The following is a 17,957-nucleotide window of genomic DNA, read 5'->3' as shown; positions in this document are numbered from 1 at the left end:
TTCGTCATCGTTCAGAAGAAATTTTCTCCTTACCGGCTTACATGTCCAATACATGATTCGTTCAGCGTTGGTTGCTTAATACCGCCCCACGCCATGCCCGAAAGTTACGGAATTTAGCGACATTGCCTACGGTTATTCGAGAATTCGCGGGCTTGTGCGGCTTTCCCCTCGACCCTATTGTTATCCCGCACTACTCACTACTGGAAGGGTTAGCAGCTGGCTGATTTTTTGAGAAGCGGGAAGAAATTTACTTCCATTTCTGAAGCCAAGCTTTCCAACCGAGGAAATTTTTACTGGGAAAATAAACGCAAAGGAAACATTCGCAATGCCCATGACAAAAGCGGATTTCTTTGAGATGCGTGAACAGCTTGAAGAGTGCGGGAATACACTTTCGCTGTTGATCGATCTTTGCACCTCAGATGTGCAACTCACCCAGCGCAGCAAAGCAGCATTAGTAGAATATGGCCAATACAGTATGAAAATTTTTGAAAATGCAGATCGCATGCTGCGCAATCACGCAGAGAGTTCATCTATTTATCAGACGAATTCCTTTATTGAGTCAGGGACAGAGGGTGCAAGCGACGTTGCGCCGTAGCCCCCGCCGAAGTGATTGACGCAAATGTTGACTCTCGCTAGTCTGGCCCCAACACACTCGCCACACGTCCTACCCAACGGGTAGGGTCCTGCCTTAAAGCAGGCGTGCAAAAGGCGAGTTTTTTTGCCTGGAATTTGACCATGGCCAAGAAGGCACTTGTAAAAAAACCTCCATTTACCAAGATGGCTCTTACCCCCCAGGCACTGCTCGCGAAACTGAAAATGCGGGGGCTGATCGTCAACGATGACGACATCGCGCTCAAGTACATCGCCTATGTAGGTCATTTCCGACTGAAGGGATACTGGTATCAGTTGCAGAATCCCGCGACGAAAGACTTTCTTCCAAACACTACGTTTGAGCACGTCATTCAGCGCTATGAGTGCGATCGAGAGATCCGCGCCATCATTATGGAATCGGCGGAAAGGCTTGAGGTCGCGGTACGCACGGTAATCTGCAATTTGCTGAGCCTTAAGTACTCGCCGCACTGGTACCTGAAAACGGAGATTTTTGCCCCGAAAGGTCGTATTGGCATCGGACAAATGCTCTCGAAAATAGAGGGTGAGGTTGAAAGGGCATCCTCTCGACTGTACATAAAAGCCTACTACGACAGTTATGAAGACCCCTACCTTCCTCCTAGCTGGACCATGAGCGAGTGCGTGACTTTGGGCACATGGTCAAAAATTTTTGCAATGCTGAGAGATCCGATTGACCGGAAAGTCATCTCGTCGAAATTCGGTATTAAGCAAGTGGAAGTGTTTGAAAGCTGGCTACATGCACTGACAGTGCTTCGGAATATGGCCGCTCATCACGATCGATTTATCGACGTTAAACTCGGAGTTTCCCCCACCAATCTGAAGCTCAAAGATATCAAGTTCACCGACAACAAGACTGTCTATGCTTCGCTCACAGTGATTCATGTCCTGCTGAACTCGATCGCATTTAATGGCACTTTCAAATCAAGGCTGGCATCGATAGAGGAGCGGTACGGCGCTGCACACTTTCAGCGCATGGGTTTTCCTGAGCATTGGAAAACGGACGCCAAAGGCTGGTGACTGCTCTGTCTAAAGTCCTGCATGCCTGACGCATGGCTTGTTTAACAATGTTTGTTTAATCACGTTACGCGTCACTTCCTGAAAGCTACAAAACCTTGCGGCATTGCCTACGACTACCCCAGAATCCGCCGGCTTGTGCGGCTTTGCCTCGGGACCTATCGTTGATCTGCCACTGCTCATCAGTGGTCGGGTTTAGCAGCCCGCGGTTTGTCTTTTTGCACGTGCATCCATCTCTCAGGTGTTTTATGCCTGTCATTTGATGGTGGCTGTACGCAGGGCGCCTACGGGCGCGCCGGCTTTGAGACGTTCCCCGGTCTGCTAACCTGCGTGCAGCTGCCACCCTTTCGTTTAGCAGCGAAGTGGTTGGCACCCAATAGGGAAACGATCTCATGCCTAAAGTGACTCCCAATTCACCAGATGCAGCCAACACCACATCCGCTCACGAAACCTCCAAAACCGAAACGCGCGACGAGGCCGACTATTACCACCACGCCTCCATCGCCGACATAAAAGCCACCCCGCGCACACCCTGCACGATGTTCATCGTCAACCCTGAAACACACATTCAAGACCTGCTGGGTTTCACGAGCGAAGCTCTAGCCTCCGCCTGCGTGATCATCATGGATCAAGCCGACCGTGAGACCGGGCCAAGTCGCAACACCCTGCTGGGCGTCCACTTGATTATGTCTTCGGCAGAAATCTCGGTGAACCGTGCACTGGACCACCTCGACCCCATTGCGTAGAACACGGCGACACATAACAAAACAAAGCCCTCAAACCGAGGGCTGCGTTGTTTCCGCCCGTCATAACCCCCGCTTAAAACTCTTGAAATGCTTTTACAGCCAGCCCTTCCCAAAAGCTGTTTATCCTTCGCCCCTACCCTCTCAGGAAGAGACGACTGCTACGCCAGCCAGTCCGTCGGGGATTTCACTATGTTCAGCCCAAAATCCATCGCCAATTATTTTCTCGAACTCGCCGCCGCCAGTGGGGAGTCGCTCAACCCGATCAAGCTTCAAAAACTGGTGTATTACGCCCATGGCTGGTACTCCGGCTATACAAAAAAACCGTTGATCGACGAAGCCGTCGAGGCATGGCAATACGGTCCGGTCATTCCGTCCCTGTACCACGAATTCAAACGCTTCGGCTCGGGCGTGATCAGGGGCAAGGCCGTGGAGTACGCCGGTTTCGGCAGACCGGCAGCGGTCATTCCTCCGGCAGATCCGGATATTCGCAAATTTCTCACCAACGTTTGGAACAGCTACGGTCGCTACACCGGCGTCGCTTTATCCGAGATGACCCACGCTTCCGGCACACCTTGGGATACGACCTGGAGCAAATGCCCCGGTGTTCGCGGCCAGGACATTCCGTTTGAGCACATCATCAACTGGTTCGGCGCGGCCGTTGCCAAAACCCAACAACCGGTCTCCAAGCTCGAATGTTGATGGCAGGTAAATCCCACGCGCAGAGCATCGACGAACTGGTTATAGATCCAAAGGCTGAAGGCGTTTCTCCGCAGCAACTGCCCGGTAGCGGCAGCGAAGAGGTCAGATTTTTTACGGAAGCCGGCGAGCAGTACAAGCTGCTGCACAATCAGCAGAGCCTGGGCCTGTTAGGCAAGTTATGGGGTTCGAGTTGTTCCGCCCCGACCAACATCGCGGGACTGCTTCTGCTGATTTGTTTTGTCATGGGAGCGATGAGTTTTGCCATCGACCAGAACGCCGAGATTGTCTCCGCTCGAAGCTGGTTGTTCGGCGTCACCACCACGATTCTCGGTTTCTTGTTCGGAGCACGGACAACCAGTAAATCCGAGTGATTGTTCGGCACAAAACAAAGCCCTCATGCGAGGGCTTTGTTGTTTCTGCAGTTTGGAAAAGCCGATCTTAGTGGCCCGCGCTCTGCCCGCCATCGACGTGCAGGATTTCGCCGGTCACGAAGTTGGCGTTGTCGAGGTACACAACCGCCTGCGCAATATCGCTGATCTCACCCATGTGGCCGACCGGGTGCAGGGCGCCCAGCGCTGCGTGGGTTTCCTCGCCGTGCATCGGGGTTTTGATGATGCCTGGGGAAACCGCGTTTACTCGAATCCCGCGCTTGGCGTATTCGATCGCCAGGGATTTGGTCGCCGCGTTCAAACCACCTTTGGTCAGCGAAGCCAGTACCGATGGCACTCCGTCGATTGCGTGGTCGACCAGGCTGGTGGTGATGTTGACGACGTGGCCGCTGCCTTGTTTTTCCATCTCGGTGATGGCGAGTTGGGTGATGTAGAAGAAGCCATTCACGTTCACCGACAGCACATTGGCGTAGTCTTCAGCGGTGTACTGGGTGAACGGTTTGGCGATGAAGATACCGGCGTTGTTGACCAGGGTGTCGATGCGGCCGAAGCGTTCGATGGCTTCGCGGATCACTTTTTGCGCGACTTCCGGGTTGCCGATGTCGCCGGCCACGGTGAGGATGTCCGGATCGGTGGATGGCTTGATCGAGCGCGAAGTGGCGACAACTTTGTAATCCAGAGCACGGAAGGCTTTAACCATGCCTTCGCCGAGACCTTGGGAGGCGCCAGTAATTACGATGACTTTTTTCGAATTGCTCATGATGAACCTCTACTAATAAATGATGGTTTAAAAAAGTAAGTAATCAGGCTACGGCAGGGGCCTTGGCCATTTGTCGCAACATCTCTTCGTAGTACTCGACCGATTGCGAACCGGACACCAGGTGACGACCATTGAGGATCATGGCCGGCACCGAACTGATGCCGTGCTGCTGGTAAAAAGTTTCCAGTTCACGCACTTCCTCGGCGAACGCGCCGGACGCCAACACCTCTTGAGCCGCCGCTGCATCCAGCCCCGCTTCGGCTGCCAGTCGAACCAGCGTCTCGCGATCACTTGGGTTCTGGCCGTCGGTGAAATAAGCGCGTATCAGGATCTTCTTCAGCGCCACCTGCCGCCCTTCCTGCAACGCCCAAAACAGCAAACGGTGAGCATCAAAGGTGTTGTAGAAGTGGGTGCGCTTCTCCAGGTCAAACTTGAAACCGAGTGCTTCACCACGCGCGATCTGCATCGCTTTGCCGGAGGCGACGTCTTCAGCGGTGCGCCCGTATTTGCGCATCAAGTGCTCGACGGCTTTCTCGCCTTCAGGCGGCATGTTCGGGTTCAGCTCGAACGGCTTGTAGGTCAGCTGCACCGAGACTTCACCCGCCACGTTCTCGATCGCTTGCTCCAGCGCCGTGGCACCCAATGCACACCAGGGGCAGACCACGTCGGAGATGAAATCGATGGAGACCGATGCCGTCACGACTTGCTCTCCTTTTCAGCCAGTTGCTTGCGGTACTGGGTGGTGGAGATGCCGGCGTAACCCCAGTTATCGGTGTCGACTTCTTCGATCACGATGTGGGTCAGATGAGGGTCCTTCTTGAGGACGCGCTCCAGTGTTTCAGTAATTTCAGCGATCACCTGAGCTTTCTGCTCAGTGGTAACGCCATCGCGGGTAATGCGTACGCTTACGAAAGGCATGAGGAAGATCTCCAGTGACCTGCTCATCAGGATGATGGGTAGGTGTTGGAGCTCAATGTAGGAGTTTGGGTGGTGGGGATAAAGGTGGGGACGGGAACATCATTAGTTACGTGGTGTAATGCATGAAGCCATAACGTGTCGCAATTTTTCACTTTTTGCGACACGACCTAGGAACATGTCGCCGTGGACGACAGGTAATTGAAACAGGATTCGTCGACGGCACAGTGATCGCTTTCCGTAGAAGCCGGCTTGCCGGCGATGGCGATTTTAAGGACGCCATCGCCAGCAAGCCGGCTCCTACAGATCGGGGTTTATTCGACGGGAAAGGGACAAAATCACGTTTGATCGAGGTCTCAAATCGTACAAAAATCGGCGTTTTTCCTGACCTCAAACCGCTTGCAAGTCCCGCAAAGCCTCAGGATGCTGACTCGCAACACGCAGCAGTGTTTGCGCCGCTCCCGTCGGTTGCCGACGTCCTTGCTCCCAATCCTGCAGCGTTCGCAAACTGACGCCAATCAGCTTAGCGAACGCACTTTGAGAAATACCCACTTTGGCACGCGCCTCAGCCGCCGCCGAAAGCGGCACCTCCGTCACGCGAGCCGCTTTACCGGCTTTCATTTGACGCACAGAGTCCAGCAAGTCCTGCTGGAGTTGCTCCAGTTCATTGACCATTGCTGATTTCCTCCTTCAGTTGCTTGAGGAAGGCTGCGGGTAAATTGTCGAATTTCGCCTTGGTGTAGGCGATCAGCAACCAAATAGAGCCTTCTGAAAGCGTGTTGTAGTAAATGACACGTGTACCACCTCGTTTGCCCACCCCTAGCCGAATCATGACTTCATCTGGAAACCGCTATCCGTAAGAGCCCGGCTTGCCGGCGATGGCGATTTTGAAGGAGCCATCGCCAGCAAGCCGGGTCCTACAGATCAGTGTTTTAACCGACGATTACGGTTTCAACGGTGATTTGCTTGAGGGCATGAAACGGTGCGAGCACAGCGTCATCGGCAGCGGCGCCAGTGATCAACCGCCACTCCCGCTCAATCGGTGTCCAATGCTGTTGCCGGGCGCGGCCGAGTTTGTCGGTGTCGGCGAGTACCACGATCTGCGCCGCGCGTTTGATGATGCATTCCTTGAGATAGGCCTGCTGCGCGCTCGCCTCGCACAAGCCGAATTCCGCGACCACGCCGTCCGCGCCGAGGAAGGCTTTGTCGACGCTCAGCCGACTCAGCGTCAACTCCGCCAACGGCCCCAGCGTGCTCATGCTCGAACCGCGCAAGTCGCCGCCGATCAAGGTCAGGCGAATGCCCGGCGCGTTGGCCAGGGTCATGACCGCGAGCAGATTGTTGGTGACCACATGCACGTCCTGTCGCGAGCACAGGTGATGGGCCAGCGCGGCGCAGGTGGTGCCGCCGTCGAGCAGGACGGTGTCGCCGTCCTGGACATGCGCCGCCGCGGCCTGGGCGATGGCGTCTTTTTGTTCCCACTGACTGGTTTTGCGCTCTTCGAGGGAGGCTTCCGGTTCATGCACGCCGACCACAGCGGTAGCGCCGCCGTAGGTGCGCACCAGGTGCCGTTGTTTGGCGAGCATGGTCAGGTCGCGTCGCACCGTGGCTTCGGAGACGCCGAGGGCCGCGCTCAATTGCTCGACGTTGGTATCGCCAATGCGTACGAGGTCAAGGATGGCGCGGTGGCGTTCGGAAGCTTTCATGGCGGGTCTCGTACGGTGGACGGTGGTCGATCTTACACGACAGCGCCCCCGCGGCTCATCCCCGTCGCGTAGCCAGTTCCGCGCCCTGGCGCAGCGCTTCGAGCAGGCTGCGCTCATCGGCGATGCCTTTGCCGGCGATGTCGAACGCGGTGCCGTGGTCAACCGAGGTGCGGATCACGTCGAGGCCGACGGTGACGTTCACACCCGCTTCCAGACCGAGCACCTTGACCGGGCCGTGGCCCTGGTCGTGATACATCGCGACCACCAGATCGAAATCGCCGCGTCCGGCGCGGAAGAACAGGGTATCCGCCGGTAGCGGGCCGGTGACGTCAAGTCCGCGCTCCTGCAACAGCTTCACTGCCGGGATGATTTTTTCTTCCTCTTCGCCGTAACCGAACAGGCCGTTTTCACCGGCATGCGGGTTGATCCCGCACACGCCAATGCGCGGACGGGCGATGCCAGCCTTGATCAATGTCGCGTTGCCGCGTTCGATGGTGCGCTGGACCAGGCCCGGCTCGATCTTGCGGATCGCATCGATGATGCCGATGTGCGTCGTGACGTGAATCACCCGCAGCTGCGGCGCCACCAGCATCATCGACACTTCATCGACGTTGGTCAGGTGCGCGAGCATTTCGGTGTGGCCGGGATACTTGTGGCCGCCGGCGTGCAAAGCTTCCTTGTTCAGCGGCGCGGTGCAGATCGCGTCAATCTGATTAGCCTGGGCCAGCTCGACGGCACGGGCGATGTAGCGGTAGGCGGCGTCACCGGCGATGGGCGACAGCTCGCCAAACGGCAGGTCGTCGGGGATCAGGTCAAGGTCGATGCAGTCGATCACACCGGTCTCGTAACGCGCTTCGGACGCATCCTTGATGCGGCGCACTTTGGCGCTGCCGCCGACGATCACATTGGCTTGTTCGAGACGACGCGCATCACCAATCACCAATGGTCGGCACTGTTGATAGACGATGTCGTGAGTCAGGCTCTTGACCACGATTTCCGGACCGACACCCGAGGCGTCGCCCATGGTGATGCCGATGATGGGGAGGTAGTTGCTCATAGTGTTCATTCGAGTCCTTGGATTCGTGTGCGTTGGGGCGAGGAGCGATCGGCGCTGTCGCTCAGGTGTTGCCATGCCGCATACAAAGCGTGATCGGTGCCGAACGCGCCGGCCTTGGTCACGATGCCGGGGCGATGGCCTTGCCGGGAAACAGTCGGGCGGGCGAAGGCAACGCCGGCCTCGATTTCAGTGATGAGTTGCAGGCTGTCGATGCCGACGGTGGTCAATATGGCCCGCGCCGTCTCGCCGCCCGTGGCGATCAGGCCGCCGACCTTGGCGAAGTGCGGTTCGACCAGCACGGCCAGCATCGTCGAGAGTTGTGCGCCTTCGTGCGGATCGAACGCGTCATCGCGGCCGATGCGCAGCAGCAGATCGCTCCAGCCCTCGAGCTGTTCGCCGATGCGTGCTTGCCACATCGCCCAGTCGCCATGGTTTTTGCCTTGGCGAAGGACTTCGGGCGGGACAACCAGTTCGCTGACGCCGCCACGCTCTTTGAGCAGTGCGCATTGCCGCTCGCAGACACCGGACAGGCTGCCGACGAGGATCAGAATCGGCGCCTGGTTTTTTTCCTGCTCGGTCTGTTCGAGGGCCGCGAACCGTGTTTCTGAAAAACCCGGAAGGCTGGCGATTTCCCGCGCGAGGCCGCCCGAACCGATCCAGAACAATGGCTGATCCATCGACGCCGTCAGGCGAGCGAGCGTCAGCAGATCGTCCTCGGTTTGTGCATCGACGATCAGCGCTTGCGTGCCGCTGCGGGCGACTTCGGTGATGTGTTGCGCGAGGGCGTTTTCATTGCCGCGCAAGGTGTCGAGGTCCAGCTTCGCGGTGCTCAGGCCGGCGGCAATGAGCATCGCTTCAACGTCAGCCGGGCGGTCAGCGTTTTCCAGTTTCCAGGTGTCGGTGGTTTCCAGCGGCTGCCCGTTCACCAACACTCGACCACCACGCAATGTTCGCCCGGTGGCCGGGAATGCCGGGGCGACGATCGCCAGGCCGGCCAAGGGTTGCAGGGCCGCAACTTCGGCCGCCCAGTTACCGCGCAAGGTCGAGTCGATTTTCTTGTATAACCGCTGCCCAGGCTGGTACAGCGCCTTGAATGCAGCAACGGTGCGCTCGGCGGCCTGGGCTGGCGAGAGGCGTCGAGTGTCCGTATCAGCGGCGATCACCTGAGCATCGGCCGAGTCGTTCAGCGGATCGAGGGTGACCACCGTTTGCAGCCCCACACTTGCAAAGCCGATGGCGCAATCCGCCGCGCCGGACAGATCATCGGCGATGATCAGAATCCTCATCGCAACGCCTCCTGCTTTTGTGGTTCGATCGCCTGCTCGGGGATCACGACGGGGTTGCGCTGTTGCACGCGCTTGGCGACGGCGGCAGTGAGTATCGGCGCCAGGATCGCGGTGACCACCACGCAGGCGGCTACCAATATCGTCGCGCTCTTGGCCGCTTCAGCGTAGACCGGATTGGCCGCGGCGATCAGTGCAGGCACTGCCGCAGCGTTCCCTGCAGTGGTGGCCGCCGCGACACCCGCGACGCCCGTGCCTCCGGTCAATCGATCCGCGAAGAACAGCGGAATGCCGGTCAGCACCACAACCGCCACACCCATGCCCAAACCGAGCAAACCGGCCTGCCAAACGTTATGCAGGTCCAGGCTGGCGCCCAGTGCCAGGGCAAAAAACGGGATCATCACCGGAACGGCCTTGGCCAGGAAATCGCGCATGTCGCGGTCAAGATTGCCCAGCAACATGCCCAGCGCCAGCGGCAGAATACTGCCCACCAGCGTCGGCCACGGGAACGCCGACAGACCGGCGATGCCGAGGGTGACCATGGTCAGGAACGGGCCGGATTCCAGGGACATGACCGAGTAGGCACCCACGTCTTCGGAGCGACCGTATTGCCCCATCAGCGCCATGTACAAACCGCCGTTGGTGTCGTTCATCGCGGCGACCACCGCCAGCGTCGAGATGCCGGCGAACAGGCCTGACGAAATCGGCTGCTCACCGAGGAAATGCCCGAGCACGATGCCGATCAGCACCGCGATACCGACTTTGGTGATCAGCAGGGTGCCGCCCTTCTTCAGCAGATAAGGCGTGGCTTTGATGTTGATGCTCGCGCCCATACACACATAGAAAACCGCGAGGATAGGCAACGCTCCGGTGAACAGCGCGTTGGTGAAGGAGCCAAAAAACTTGGGCGTATCGGGCATGAAGGTGGCGACCAGCGAACCGATCAGCAGGGGCACGATCATCATGCCGCCCGGAATGCGTTCTATGGTGCGCTTGATAGGAAATTGGGCCACGAGGGTCTCCTTTTATAATTGTGGGGTAAGACGTGTTTCACCTCGAAACTGACTGAACTGATCAAACAGTGATTGTTTCAGTCAAAATAATCTTAAGCCAGCCGTCCAATTTGCGCAAATCAATCATTCAGAATGATCGTTTTGATCATTTGTCGTCGGTAGCCGTTGAGCATCTGACGTGCTTACCGCGACTTAGAGCCCCGCGCCGCCCACAAAAAAGCCCCGAACCAGTCGGGGCTATTTTTGAAAAACTTACTTGAAGAGTTCGGAATGGCTTCCGAGATCAACAAAGGTGATCAGATCGGAGCGCGTGTGCTCATAAATCATCAAGAAATCACCGCCTATATGACACTCTCGAAACCCGGCCCAGTCACCCGATAGCGCATGATCCAGATATTCCGGTGGAAGTTGCTCACCCAGAAACAGCATGACCATTACGTGGCGAACTTCGTTCATGTCACGGCGCCCGGCACGTCTGTAACGTTCCCACGACTTCTTGAATTCCGACGTCTGCGAGCACTGCCTGGGCAGCTCAGCGCGCTTTTGCTTTTTCTCCGGTTTCGCCATCAGCGTCCCTCAGCATGTCGTCTATCGAGTCGAACCGCTGGCGAATCACTTGCGCTTCCCGCATGGCACGCGCCGTTTTTTCCGAAGGGACGCGCACCTCGAACGGAAGCCCCTGCGTTGCTACGACCTGGCGCAGAAAAAGACGCATCGCATCACTGATACTCAGGCCGCAAGCGCTCAACACCTCAGTGGCTCGCGCCTTCAAATCTTCATCAATGCGGCAGCGCACGTCTGTGGTTTTCAGCAGAGCACCCATGGCAATCACCTCATCATTAATTTGTAGCTACATTGGCGCTACCTCACGCATTGTGGTTGAGCGAAGTTCCAGGGGTCAACTCAGCGTGATAGACGGCTTAAAAACGACGCTATCAACTGAGTCTTCCAGTCGCTATTCCACTCTGTTGAGCGGGTGATGGGTATCAGCTTCGTGCCTTTCGTTTTCGAGATCCGTCCCGAAACCTTGCAGGAAATAGCTGACGGCCTTGAGCGCTAATTCAACGCCCACAAAAAAGCCCCGAACCAGTCGGGGCTTCTTCTTTCTCAGCCTTGAATCAGGCCTCGATACAGCAACCGATCATCAGAAAATGTTGATCGGGTAGTCCACGAACACACGCACTTCGTTGCCGCTGACGTTGTATTCGCTGGATTTCTGCGAAACACGCAGGATCGAGCTGCGCAGTTTCACGCTCAGGTCTTTGGCCGGGCCGCTTTGCACGACGTACTTGAACTGGTTGAAGATTTCGCGCTCGGTACCGCCTTCGCTGGTGGAAGTGGTGATGTTGTCGCCGCGCACGTAAGCCACGTTGTAGCTCAGGCCTGGAACGCCGAAGGTGCTGAAGTCCAGACCGTAACCGACCTGCCAGCTGCGTTCGTCTTCAGCGTTGAAGTCGGACCAGTAGGAGTTCGCCAGGTAGATGGTGTTGCCACCGTCACCGACGCGACCTTGATCTTTCTGATAGCCGCCGTAGGCGTAGCCCAGGTTGCTGTCGCCGGTGCTGCGCTGGTGAGCGACGGTGAACGAGTGCGGGCCGGTAGCGAAGGTGGCTGCCAGGCTCCAGATCTTGTTGTCGTCGCCGGTGGCGCCGCTTTCGCGAACGTAGGAATCGTCCAGCTTGGTGCGATAGCCGTTGAAGTCGAGGGTCAGGGACTGATCCTTGTCGATCGGGAACACGTAGTTGGCGTTCACGTATTGCTTCTTCAGCACGTCTTCAACGTCGGACGCGTACACCGCTGCCTTGAACTGTTCGGTGAACTGGTAGCTACCGCCCAATACGTTGATCGACTTCAGGCCACCGCTGTCACGGCCTTCCGCGCTTTTGCGCGATTCGGCGGTGAAACGACCGGCGTTCAGTTCCAGGCCTTTGATCTCCTTGGAGGTGATCAGGGTGCCGGTGTAGCTTTCCGGCAGCAGGCGCACGTTGTCGTAGCTCAACACCGGCAGGGCCGGCATCTGGTCACCGTAGGTCAGCGTGGTGCTGGAGAGGCGGAACTTGACCGCTGCGCCGCCCTTCGACAGATCGTCAGCCGCGTTGCCGCTGTCGCCCTTCTTGAAGAAGTCGATGCCTTGAGCGCCGGTGCGGCCCTTGCCACCGTCCAGACGCAGTGCGTACAGACCGAACGCGTCCACACCCACACCGACGGTGCCTTGGGTGAAACCGGACGAGAACGTACCGATGGCCGCTTGGCCCCACTCGGCTTTGTCCGCACGACCGTCTTTGTAGTCACGATTGATGTAGGCGTTGCGCAGCAGCACTTTGAGGCTGCTGTCTTCAACAAAACCCTTGGATTCGGCCTGGTCGTTAGCCATGGCCTGTGTAGCGCTCAACATCCCCAGAGCGATCAGGCTGATCCGCTTGTTCAACATTTTGTTTTTTTCCTTATTACGGGTTGATACGCGCTGTGTCGAACGGCTGAAACGGCGCTATCGCACTCTTTTTTCACCCCGAGACAAAAAGGCCCGCCCACGAAAAAATCGCGGCGGGCCTTTTTATTATTTTTGAGTCATGGCGGTTAGCCACAGGCGTTGGGGCGAATGCTAGTCGCGCCCTGAACCCCGTGTCAATTTCATGAATCGTCTGAAGATAGTCAAAAATTGTCTAAGCGGTGATTCGCGTCAAAGTGTCTCGCTCCGGGCTTGTAACGATCTGGACATAAATTGAAACAATCAAACGACGGAACTTTTCAGGAATAATTAACAGAAGCAAATAGCAAGCATTACCATTCGCATCGTTCTGCTCTCCCATAAGAATCCTACGGATGCGCCTTTTAATGCCTGCCCCACTTCGCCTCACGCCCTTCAGTCTTGGGCTCTCTGCCTTGTTGTCTGCCAGTTTTTCCTACGCCGCCACCACGACGCTGCCTGCAACGTCCATCAGTGCGGAAGCGGAGGCAGAAGCCGACGATCCACGCGTGAAAGCAACGAGCACCGCCACCCGCACGGCCACGCCGGTGCGCTACGTTCCCCAAGCCATCGACTCGATCAAGACCTCGAACGTAGTCGATTACGGGACCAACGATCTGGGCACGGCCCTCAGCGGCATCCCCAACGTCAGCAGCGGCGCCGACACCCGCTTCGACAGCCTGCGCATCCGTGGCTTCGACGCCAGCAACGACTTCTACCTCGACGGAATTCGTGACGACAGCCAGTACGTACGCGACCTGCACAACATCGAGCGCATCGACGTACTCAAAGGTCCGGCGGCAGTGCTGTATGGCCGGGGCAGCCAGGGCGGGATCGTCAACCGGGTCAGCAAGCTGCCGGAATTCGGCCGCCGCTCGTCCATTGAGGCCCAGGGTGGCAGCGACGATTTGCGCAGCCTTTACGCCGACCTCAGCACCGATCCCAGCGAGAACATCAGCCTGCGCCTGAACATGGGCAACATGGACCAGAACAGCTTCCGCGATGGCGTCAGTGGCAACCGCCAGTTGTTCGCGCCGTCGATGAGCTGGCAACTGACGCCCGACCTGAACTGGCTGGTGCAGTACGAATACAGCCGCTACAACCGTACGCCGGACCGCGGCATTCCCGGTGTGAACGGGCGCCCGGCGGACGTCGGGCGGGATACGACCTACGGCAGCGAGCACGATTTCATCGACGACAAGTCGCAATCCCTGCGCTCGAAACTCAGCTATGACATCAACGAAAACTGGCAACTGCGCCAGACCCTGGGCGTGTTCAAGCTCGACAGCGATTTCGACAATACCTACCTGACCGGCTACACACCGGCGACCAATCGGGTAACGCGCCAGCACTGGCAGCAGGACCTGACCACCCGCAACGTCTACAACAACATTGAGCTGGAAGGTGGTTTCGACACCTTCGGTCTTGAGCACCGTTTGTTGACGGGTGTAGAGATCGGCAGCCAGCGCCGTGATCCGAAGCTTTACACGGCCGCCACGACCGGGCCGGGTCGTCAGGCCGTGCCATCCCTCGACCTGAACAACCCGAATCGGGACCTGCGCCACACCGGGCGCATGCAAGTGTCCAGCGACAACCACACCGAAGTCGAAAGCCGCGCAGTCTACGTGCAGGATCAATTGCGCCTGAATGATCAGTGGCAAGTGCTGGCCGGCCTGCGCTACGACACCTTTGATATCGAGTCGACCAACAAGCTGCGCAACATTTCCGAAGACCGTGACAGCCACAGCACCAGCCCGCGCGTGGGCCTGGTCTGGACGCCGCTGCAGAATCATTCCTTCTACGCGTCCTGGACCAAGACCTTTTCACCGGTGGGCGGCGGTTTGATCGGCATCACCCCAGGTACGACCGGAAACGCCAACGACCTGAGCCCCGAGCTGACCAAACAGAAAGAGATCGGCGTGAAAAGCGACTGGCTCGACGATCGCCTGAGCACCACGTTGGCGATCTACGAACTGGAACTCTACAACCGACGCACCAGCGACCCGCTCAACCCGACCATCACCCTGCTGTCCGGCAAGCAACGTTCTCGCGGGATCGAGCTGACAGGTACCGGCAAGATTGCCGGCAACTGGTACGTGCGCGGTGGCGTGGGCATACAGGACGCGACCGTCGAAAAGGACAACAACGGCTTCGAAGGCAAGCGCATCAGCAACGTGGCCAAGCACAACGGCAGCCTGTTCCTGACCTGGAAACCGGAAATGGGCTGGTACGCCGAGACCGGCCTGACCCTGGTGGGCGACCGTTATGCGGATAACCTCAACACCACCGTGCTCCCGGGTTATGGCCGCTGGGATGCACTGGCCGGCTTCCGCCAGAAAGATTGGGATCTGCGCGCGGCGCTGAACAACATCAGCGACAAAACCTATTACTCGTCGGCCACCAGCGCATTCCAGATTCAACCGGGTGAGCCGCGCAGCCTGGTCGTGACCGGGACCTACAGCTTCTAAACACAGCTGATCCCGTGTGGGCCACAACTACCGTACTCACGCCGACCACCTGTGGGAGCGAGCCTGCTCGCGAAGACGGCAGCACATTCAACATTGATGTCGACTGTCGGTCCGTATTCGCGAGCAGGCTCGCTCCCACAAGGGACCACGGGACTACAAAACCATCGCCCATAAAAAAGCGCCGCCATCCCGGCAGCGCTTTATCAATCCGTTGTTTTTTCTTCTTATCCTTCCATCACATCCCACAACGCTTCCAGTTCCGCTTCGCTGAACAAACCAGCGGGGTAGCGCTCGATCATCATCCGGCGCGGATCAGGTTCTCTGATCTGACGCGTTCCATTGGACTTCAACCAGTGCGCCAAAACCTGGAGCGATTCGCTTTTAACTGCCAGGGGATGCAACGTCCGCTCGCTCACTACGTTCATTTCGGCGTTCATTTCCGCGCTCTCTCCCGGTTTCTGAGCGGCTAACTTATCCAAGGTTTATGACAGAACATCGAAGTCCTCCCCCTCCCTGTTTTACGCATCGAGAGATACAAGAGCTGTGCCAATGTGTCGGAACACTCGACAAGCGGATACAAAAAAGCCCGCAGTCCTTGAAGGCTGCGGGCTTGTTGCGAAGCGTGAGGGTAAAACGTTTGCGCGAGTGATTTTGCAATCAACTCAGGCTGTTACAACCTCACTCACTCTTTGTGTGGCGCAGGCTGCTGTTGAGTAAGGCAGTGGATGTTACCGCCGCCCAGTAACAGTTCGCGGCCTGGCACCATGACCACTTCGTGCTGCGGGAACAGGCTCTGCAAAATCTCTTTGGCCGGGCCATCCAGCGGGTCGTCGAAGCTCGGCGCGATGATGCCGCCGTTGACGATCAGGAAGTTCACGTAGGAGCCGGCCAGACGAACGCTAGGGTTGCGCTCCTGCGTGCCGTCCACCGGGTCGACCCCGGCGCATTCTTCTTCGGTCGCGTACAGCGGCCCCGGAATCGGCATCTTGTGCACCGTGAACGGGCGCCCCTTGGCGTCGGTGCTGCTTTCCAGCACTTTCATCGCTGCCTGGCAGCGCGGGTAGTTCGGGTCCTGCGGGTCGTCGGTCCACGCCAGCAGCACTTCACCCGGACGGACGTAGCAGCAGAAGTTATCCACATGGCCATCGGTTTCGTCGTTGAACAAACCGTCCGGCAGCCAGATGATCTTATCCACAGCCAGGTTGGCGCTGAGCACCGCTTCGATCTCCGCACGGCTGAGGTGCGGGTTGCGATTGCGGTTGAGCAGGCATTCTTCGGTGGTGATCAGCGTGCCTTCGCCGTCGACGTGAATCGAACCGCCCTCAAGTACGAAGCCTTCGGTGCGATAACGCGGGCTGCGTTCGATCTCGAGGATCTTGCCGCCGACCTGCGAATCGCGGTTCCACGGCGAATACAGACCACCGTCAAAACCGCCCCACGAATTGAAGTCCCAGTTCACGCCACGGACTTCACCGCTGTTATTGATGACGAAGGTCGGGCCGGTGTCGCGAACCCAGGCGTCATCGCTGGACATCTCGACCACTCGAATATTCGGCACATCGAGACGGGCGCGGGCGTTTTCGTACTGGCCGGCGGACACCGCGACGGTCACCGGTTCAAAACGCGCGATGGCCTTGGCCACCGCCACGTGTGCGGCTTGCGCCGGCTTGCCACCCAGGCGCCAGTTGTCCGGGCGCTCTGGCCAGATCATCCAGGTCTGGGTTTGCGCTGCCCACTCGGCGGGCATGTAGAAGCCGTCGGCGCGCGGGGTGCTGTTTAAAGTGGTCATGCGATCAGGACTCCAGGGAACCGTCGAGGGTTTTGAGCGCATTGTATAGGTTCGGGCGACGATCGCGGAACGAGCCCCATGCGCTGCGAATGTGCTCGAGTTCATCGAGGTCGAAGCGGTGAACCAGCACGCCTTCTTCGGTTTTATCGAGTTCCTGGACCTTTTCACCGAACTGGTTGGCGATAAACGACGAGCCGTAGAAGGTGATGTCGTACCCGTCCTGCTCTTCGTTGCCGATGCGATTGCTGGCAACCAGCGGCATCAGGTTGGCGCCGGCATGGCCCTGTTGCACACGCTGCCAGTGGTCACGGGACGAAATGGTCTTGTCATGCGGCTCGCTGCCGATGGCGGTCGGGTAGAACAGGATTTCCGCACCCAGCAACGCCATGCTCCGCGCGCATTCCGGGAACCACTGATCCCAGCAGATGCCCACGCCGATTTTCGCGTAACGGGTGTTCCACACCTTGAAACCGGTATCGCCCGGGTTGAAGTAGTACTTTTCGTGGTAGCCAGGACCGTCCGGGATGTGGCTTTTACGATAAATCCCGAGGTTGGAGCCATCGGCATCGATGATCGCGATGCTGTTGAAGCGAGCGCGACCGGCCAGTTCGTAGAAGCTGATCGGCAGCACGACCTGCAGTTCCTTGGCGACTTTCTGGAAATGCTTGATGGCGATGTTGTCTTCAACCGGCGTGGCCAGTTGCAGGTAATCCGGGTTCGGCTTTTGGCAGAAGTACGGCGCCTCGAAGAGTTCCTGGATCAGGATGATCTGCGCGCCTTTGGCCGCGGCTTCCCGGACCAGTCTTTCTGCGGTTTCCAGGTTGGCTTCGAGGTCCCAGGAACAAGCCATCTGGGTGGCGGCAACGGTAACGATACGGCTCATGAATCATCTCCGGGCAAGTGCTGTGGGTCGAGTTTGGCATCGACCGATGACAGAAAAGGAAGTGTCGGGCGTGACGAGGCACGACGCGGCAATGGCGACTTTATAGCCGATAAAAATCGGCTTTAAAAGCGATTAATC

Annotated in this window: 20 protein-coding genes and 1 pseudogene; 6 read left to right on the top strand and 15 right to left on the bottom strand. The window is 57.9% G+C overall.

Annotated elements, in window-relative coordinates:
- Positions 1-325: 325 nt before the first annotated feature.
- The 5 genes from ACF6ZU_RS14145 (at position 326) to ACF6ZU_RS14125 (ending at position 3,460) form a co-directional block, all read left to right on the top strand.
- Entirely contained in the window at positions 326-595 is a 270-nt protein-coding gene (locus ACF6ZU_RS14145) for a hypothetical protein (protein ID WP_392893398.1), read from the top strand.
- A gap of 140 nt (positions 596-735) precedes the next feature.
- A complete protein-coding gene (locus ACF6ZU_RS14140; protein WP_392893396.1) occupies positions 736-1,647 on the top strand; it encodes an Abi family protein in 912 nt (303 codons plus the stop codon).
- A gap of 389 nt (positions 1,648-2,036) precedes the next feature.
- Entirely contained in the window at positions 2,037-2,390 is a 354-nt protein-coding gene (locus tag ACF6ZU_RS14135) for a DUF6124 family protein (protein WP_392893394.1), read from the top strand.
- Positions 2,391-2,579: 189 nt separating this feature from the next.
- Entirely contained in the window at positions 2,580-3,089 is a 510-nt protein-coding gene (locus ACF6ZU_RS14130; RefSeq protein WP_392893392.1) for a Panacea domain-containing protein, read from the top strand.
- On the top strand, positions 3,089-3,460 hold the full coding sequence (locus ACF6ZU_RS14125; RefSeq protein WP_392893391.1) for a hypothetical protein: 372 nt from the start codon (positions 3,089-3,091) through the stop codon (positions 3,458-3,460). Before ACF6ZU_RS14130 ends, ACF6ZU_RS14125 begins: the two co-directional genes overlap by 1 nt.
- Positions 3,461-3,527: 67 nt before the next feature.
- Here ACF6ZU_RS14125 and ACF6ZU_RS14120 read toward each other — a convergent pair whose 3' ends face one another.
- The 12 genes and pseudogenes from ACF6ZU_RS14120 to ACF6ZU_RS14065 form a co-directional block, all read right to left on the bottom strand.
- Positions 3,528-4,238, bottom strand: coding sequence for an SDR family NAD(P)-dependent oxidoreductase (locus tag ACF6ZU_RS14120; protein ID WP_392893389.1), 711 nt, complete (start codon positions 4,236-4,238; stop codon positions 3,528-3,530).
- 43 nt (positions 4,239-4,281) lie between these two features.
- A complete protein-coding gene (locus tag ACF6ZU_RS14115) occupies positions 4,282-4,938 on the bottom strand; it encodes a DsbA family oxidoreductase (RefSeq protein ID WP_392893388.1) in 657 nt (218 codons plus the stop codon).
- Complete coding sequence (locus ACF6ZU_RS14110) at positions 4,935-5,156, bottom strand: 4-oxalocrotonate tautomerase family protein (protein WP_392893386.1); 222 nt, start codon at positions 5,154-5,156, stop codon at positions 4,935-4,937. Before ACF6ZU_RS14110 ends, ACF6ZU_RS14115 begins: the two co-directional genes overlap by 4 nt.
- Positions 5,157-5,543: 387 nt before the next feature.
- Entirely contained in the window at positions 5,544-5,828 is a 285-nt protein-coding gene (locus ACF6ZU_RS14105) for a helix-turn-helix domain-containing protein (protein ID WP_392893384.1), read from the bottom strand.
- Positions 5,818-5,979, bottom strand: a pseudogene (locus ACF6ZU_RS14100) (transcriptional regulator); the annotation flags it as partial. The gene ACF6ZU_RS14105 and the pseudogene ACF6ZU_RS14100, both read right to left, overlap by 11 nt.
- 106 nt (positions 5,980-6,085) lie before the next feature.
- The gene (locus ACF6ZU_RS14095) at positions 6,086-6,859 is read right to left on the bottom strand and encodes a DeoR/GlpR family DNA-binding transcription regulator (RefSeq protein ID WP_392893382.1); all 774 of its coding nucleotides are present in this window, start codon (positions 6,857-6,859) and stop codon (positions 6,086-6,088) included.
- 55 nt (positions 6,860-6,914) lie between these two features.
- Positions 6,915-7,916, bottom strand: a complete 1,002-nt coding sequence (gene pdxA / locus ACF6ZU_RS14090; protein WP_392893814.1) for a 4-hydroxythreonine-4-phosphate dehydrogenase PdxA — start codon at positions 7,914-7,916, stop codon at positions 6,915-6,917.
- Positions 7,917-7,921: 5 nt separating this feature from the next.
- Positions 7,922-9,202: a four-carbon acid sugar kinase family protein gene (locus tag ACF6ZU_RS14085; RefSeq protein WP_392893380.1), complete on the bottom strand. Its 1,281-nt coding sequence runs from the start codon at positions 9,200-9,202 to the stop codon at positions 7,922-7,924.
- Entirely contained in the window at positions 9,199-10,212 is a 1,014-nt protein-coding gene (locus tag ACF6ZU_RS14080; protein ID WP_392893379.1) for a 2-keto-3-deoxygluconate permease, read from the bottom strand. The genes ACF6ZU_RS14085 and ACF6ZU_RS14080 overlap by 4 nt, the downstream gene beginning before the upstream one ends.
- 252 nt (positions 10,213-10,464) lie before the next feature.
- Entirely contained in the window at positions 10,465-10,779 is a 315-nt protein-coding gene (locus tag ACF6ZU_RS14075; protein WP_392893378.1) for a type II toxin-antitoxin system YafQ family toxin, read from the bottom strand.
- On the bottom strand, positions 10,745-11,035 hold the full coding sequence (locus tag ACF6ZU_RS14070; protein WP_392893376.1) for a type II toxin-antitoxin system RelB/DinJ family antitoxin: 291 nt from the start codon (positions 11,033-11,035) through the stop codon (positions 10,745-10,747). The genes ACF6ZU_RS14075 and ACF6ZU_RS14070 overlap by 35 nt, the downstream gene beginning before the upstream one ends.
- 321 nt (positions 11,036-11,356) lie before the next feature.
- On the bottom strand, positions 11,357-12,643 hold the full coding sequence (locus ACF6ZU_RS14065) for an OprD family porin (protein ID WP_192226780.1): 1,287 nt from the start codon (positions 12,641-12,643) through the stop codon (positions 11,357-11,359).
- Positions 12,644-13,047: 404 nt separating this feature from the next.
- Here ACF6ZU_RS14065 and ACF6ZU_RS14060 point away from each other — a divergent pair, with 404 nt between their 5' ends.
- On the top strand, positions 13,048-15,147 hold the full coding sequence (locus ACF6ZU_RS14060) for a TonB-dependent receptor (RefSeq protein ID WP_392893373.1): 2,100 nt from the start codon (positions 13,048-13,050) through the stop codon (positions 15,145-15,147).
- Positions 15,148-15,371: 224 nt separating this feature from the next.
- On the opposite strand, the gene ACF6ZU_RS14055 is transcribed toward ACF6ZU_RS14060, so the two are convergent.
- The 3 genes from ACF6ZU_RS14055 to aguB form a co-directional block, all read right to left on the bottom strand.
- The gene (locus ACF6ZU_RS14055; protein ID WP_392893371.1) at positions 15,372-15,584 is read right to left on the bottom strand and encodes a hypothetical protein; all 213 of its coding nucleotides are present in this window, start codon (positions 15,582-15,584) and stop codon (positions 15,372-15,374) included.
- 245 nt (positions 15,585-15,829) lie between these two features.
- Complete coding sequence (gene aguA, locus ACF6ZU_RS14050; protein ID WP_392893369.1) at positions 15,830-16,936, bottom strand: agmatine deiminase; 1,107 nt, start codon at positions 16,934-16,936, stop codon at positions 15,830-15,832.
- A gap of 4 nt (positions 16,937-16,940) precedes the next feature.
- Positions 16,941-17,819, bottom strand: coding sequence for an N-carbamoylputrescine amidase (gene aguB / locus ACF6ZU_RS14045; RefSeq protein WP_392893367.1), 879 nt, complete (start codon positions 17,817-17,819; stop codon positions 16,941-16,943).
- Positions 17,820-17,957: the final 138 nt, after the last annotated feature.

It is taken from the genome of Pseudomonas migulae (assembly GCF_043225285.1).
In the GTDB taxonomy this organism is placed as follows: Bacteria; Pseudomonadota; Gammaproteobacteria; order Pseudomonadales; family Pseudomonadaceae; genus Aquipseudomonas; species Aquipseudomonas migulae_C.
This window is presented reverse-complemented; position numbering and strand designations above follow the sequence as displayed.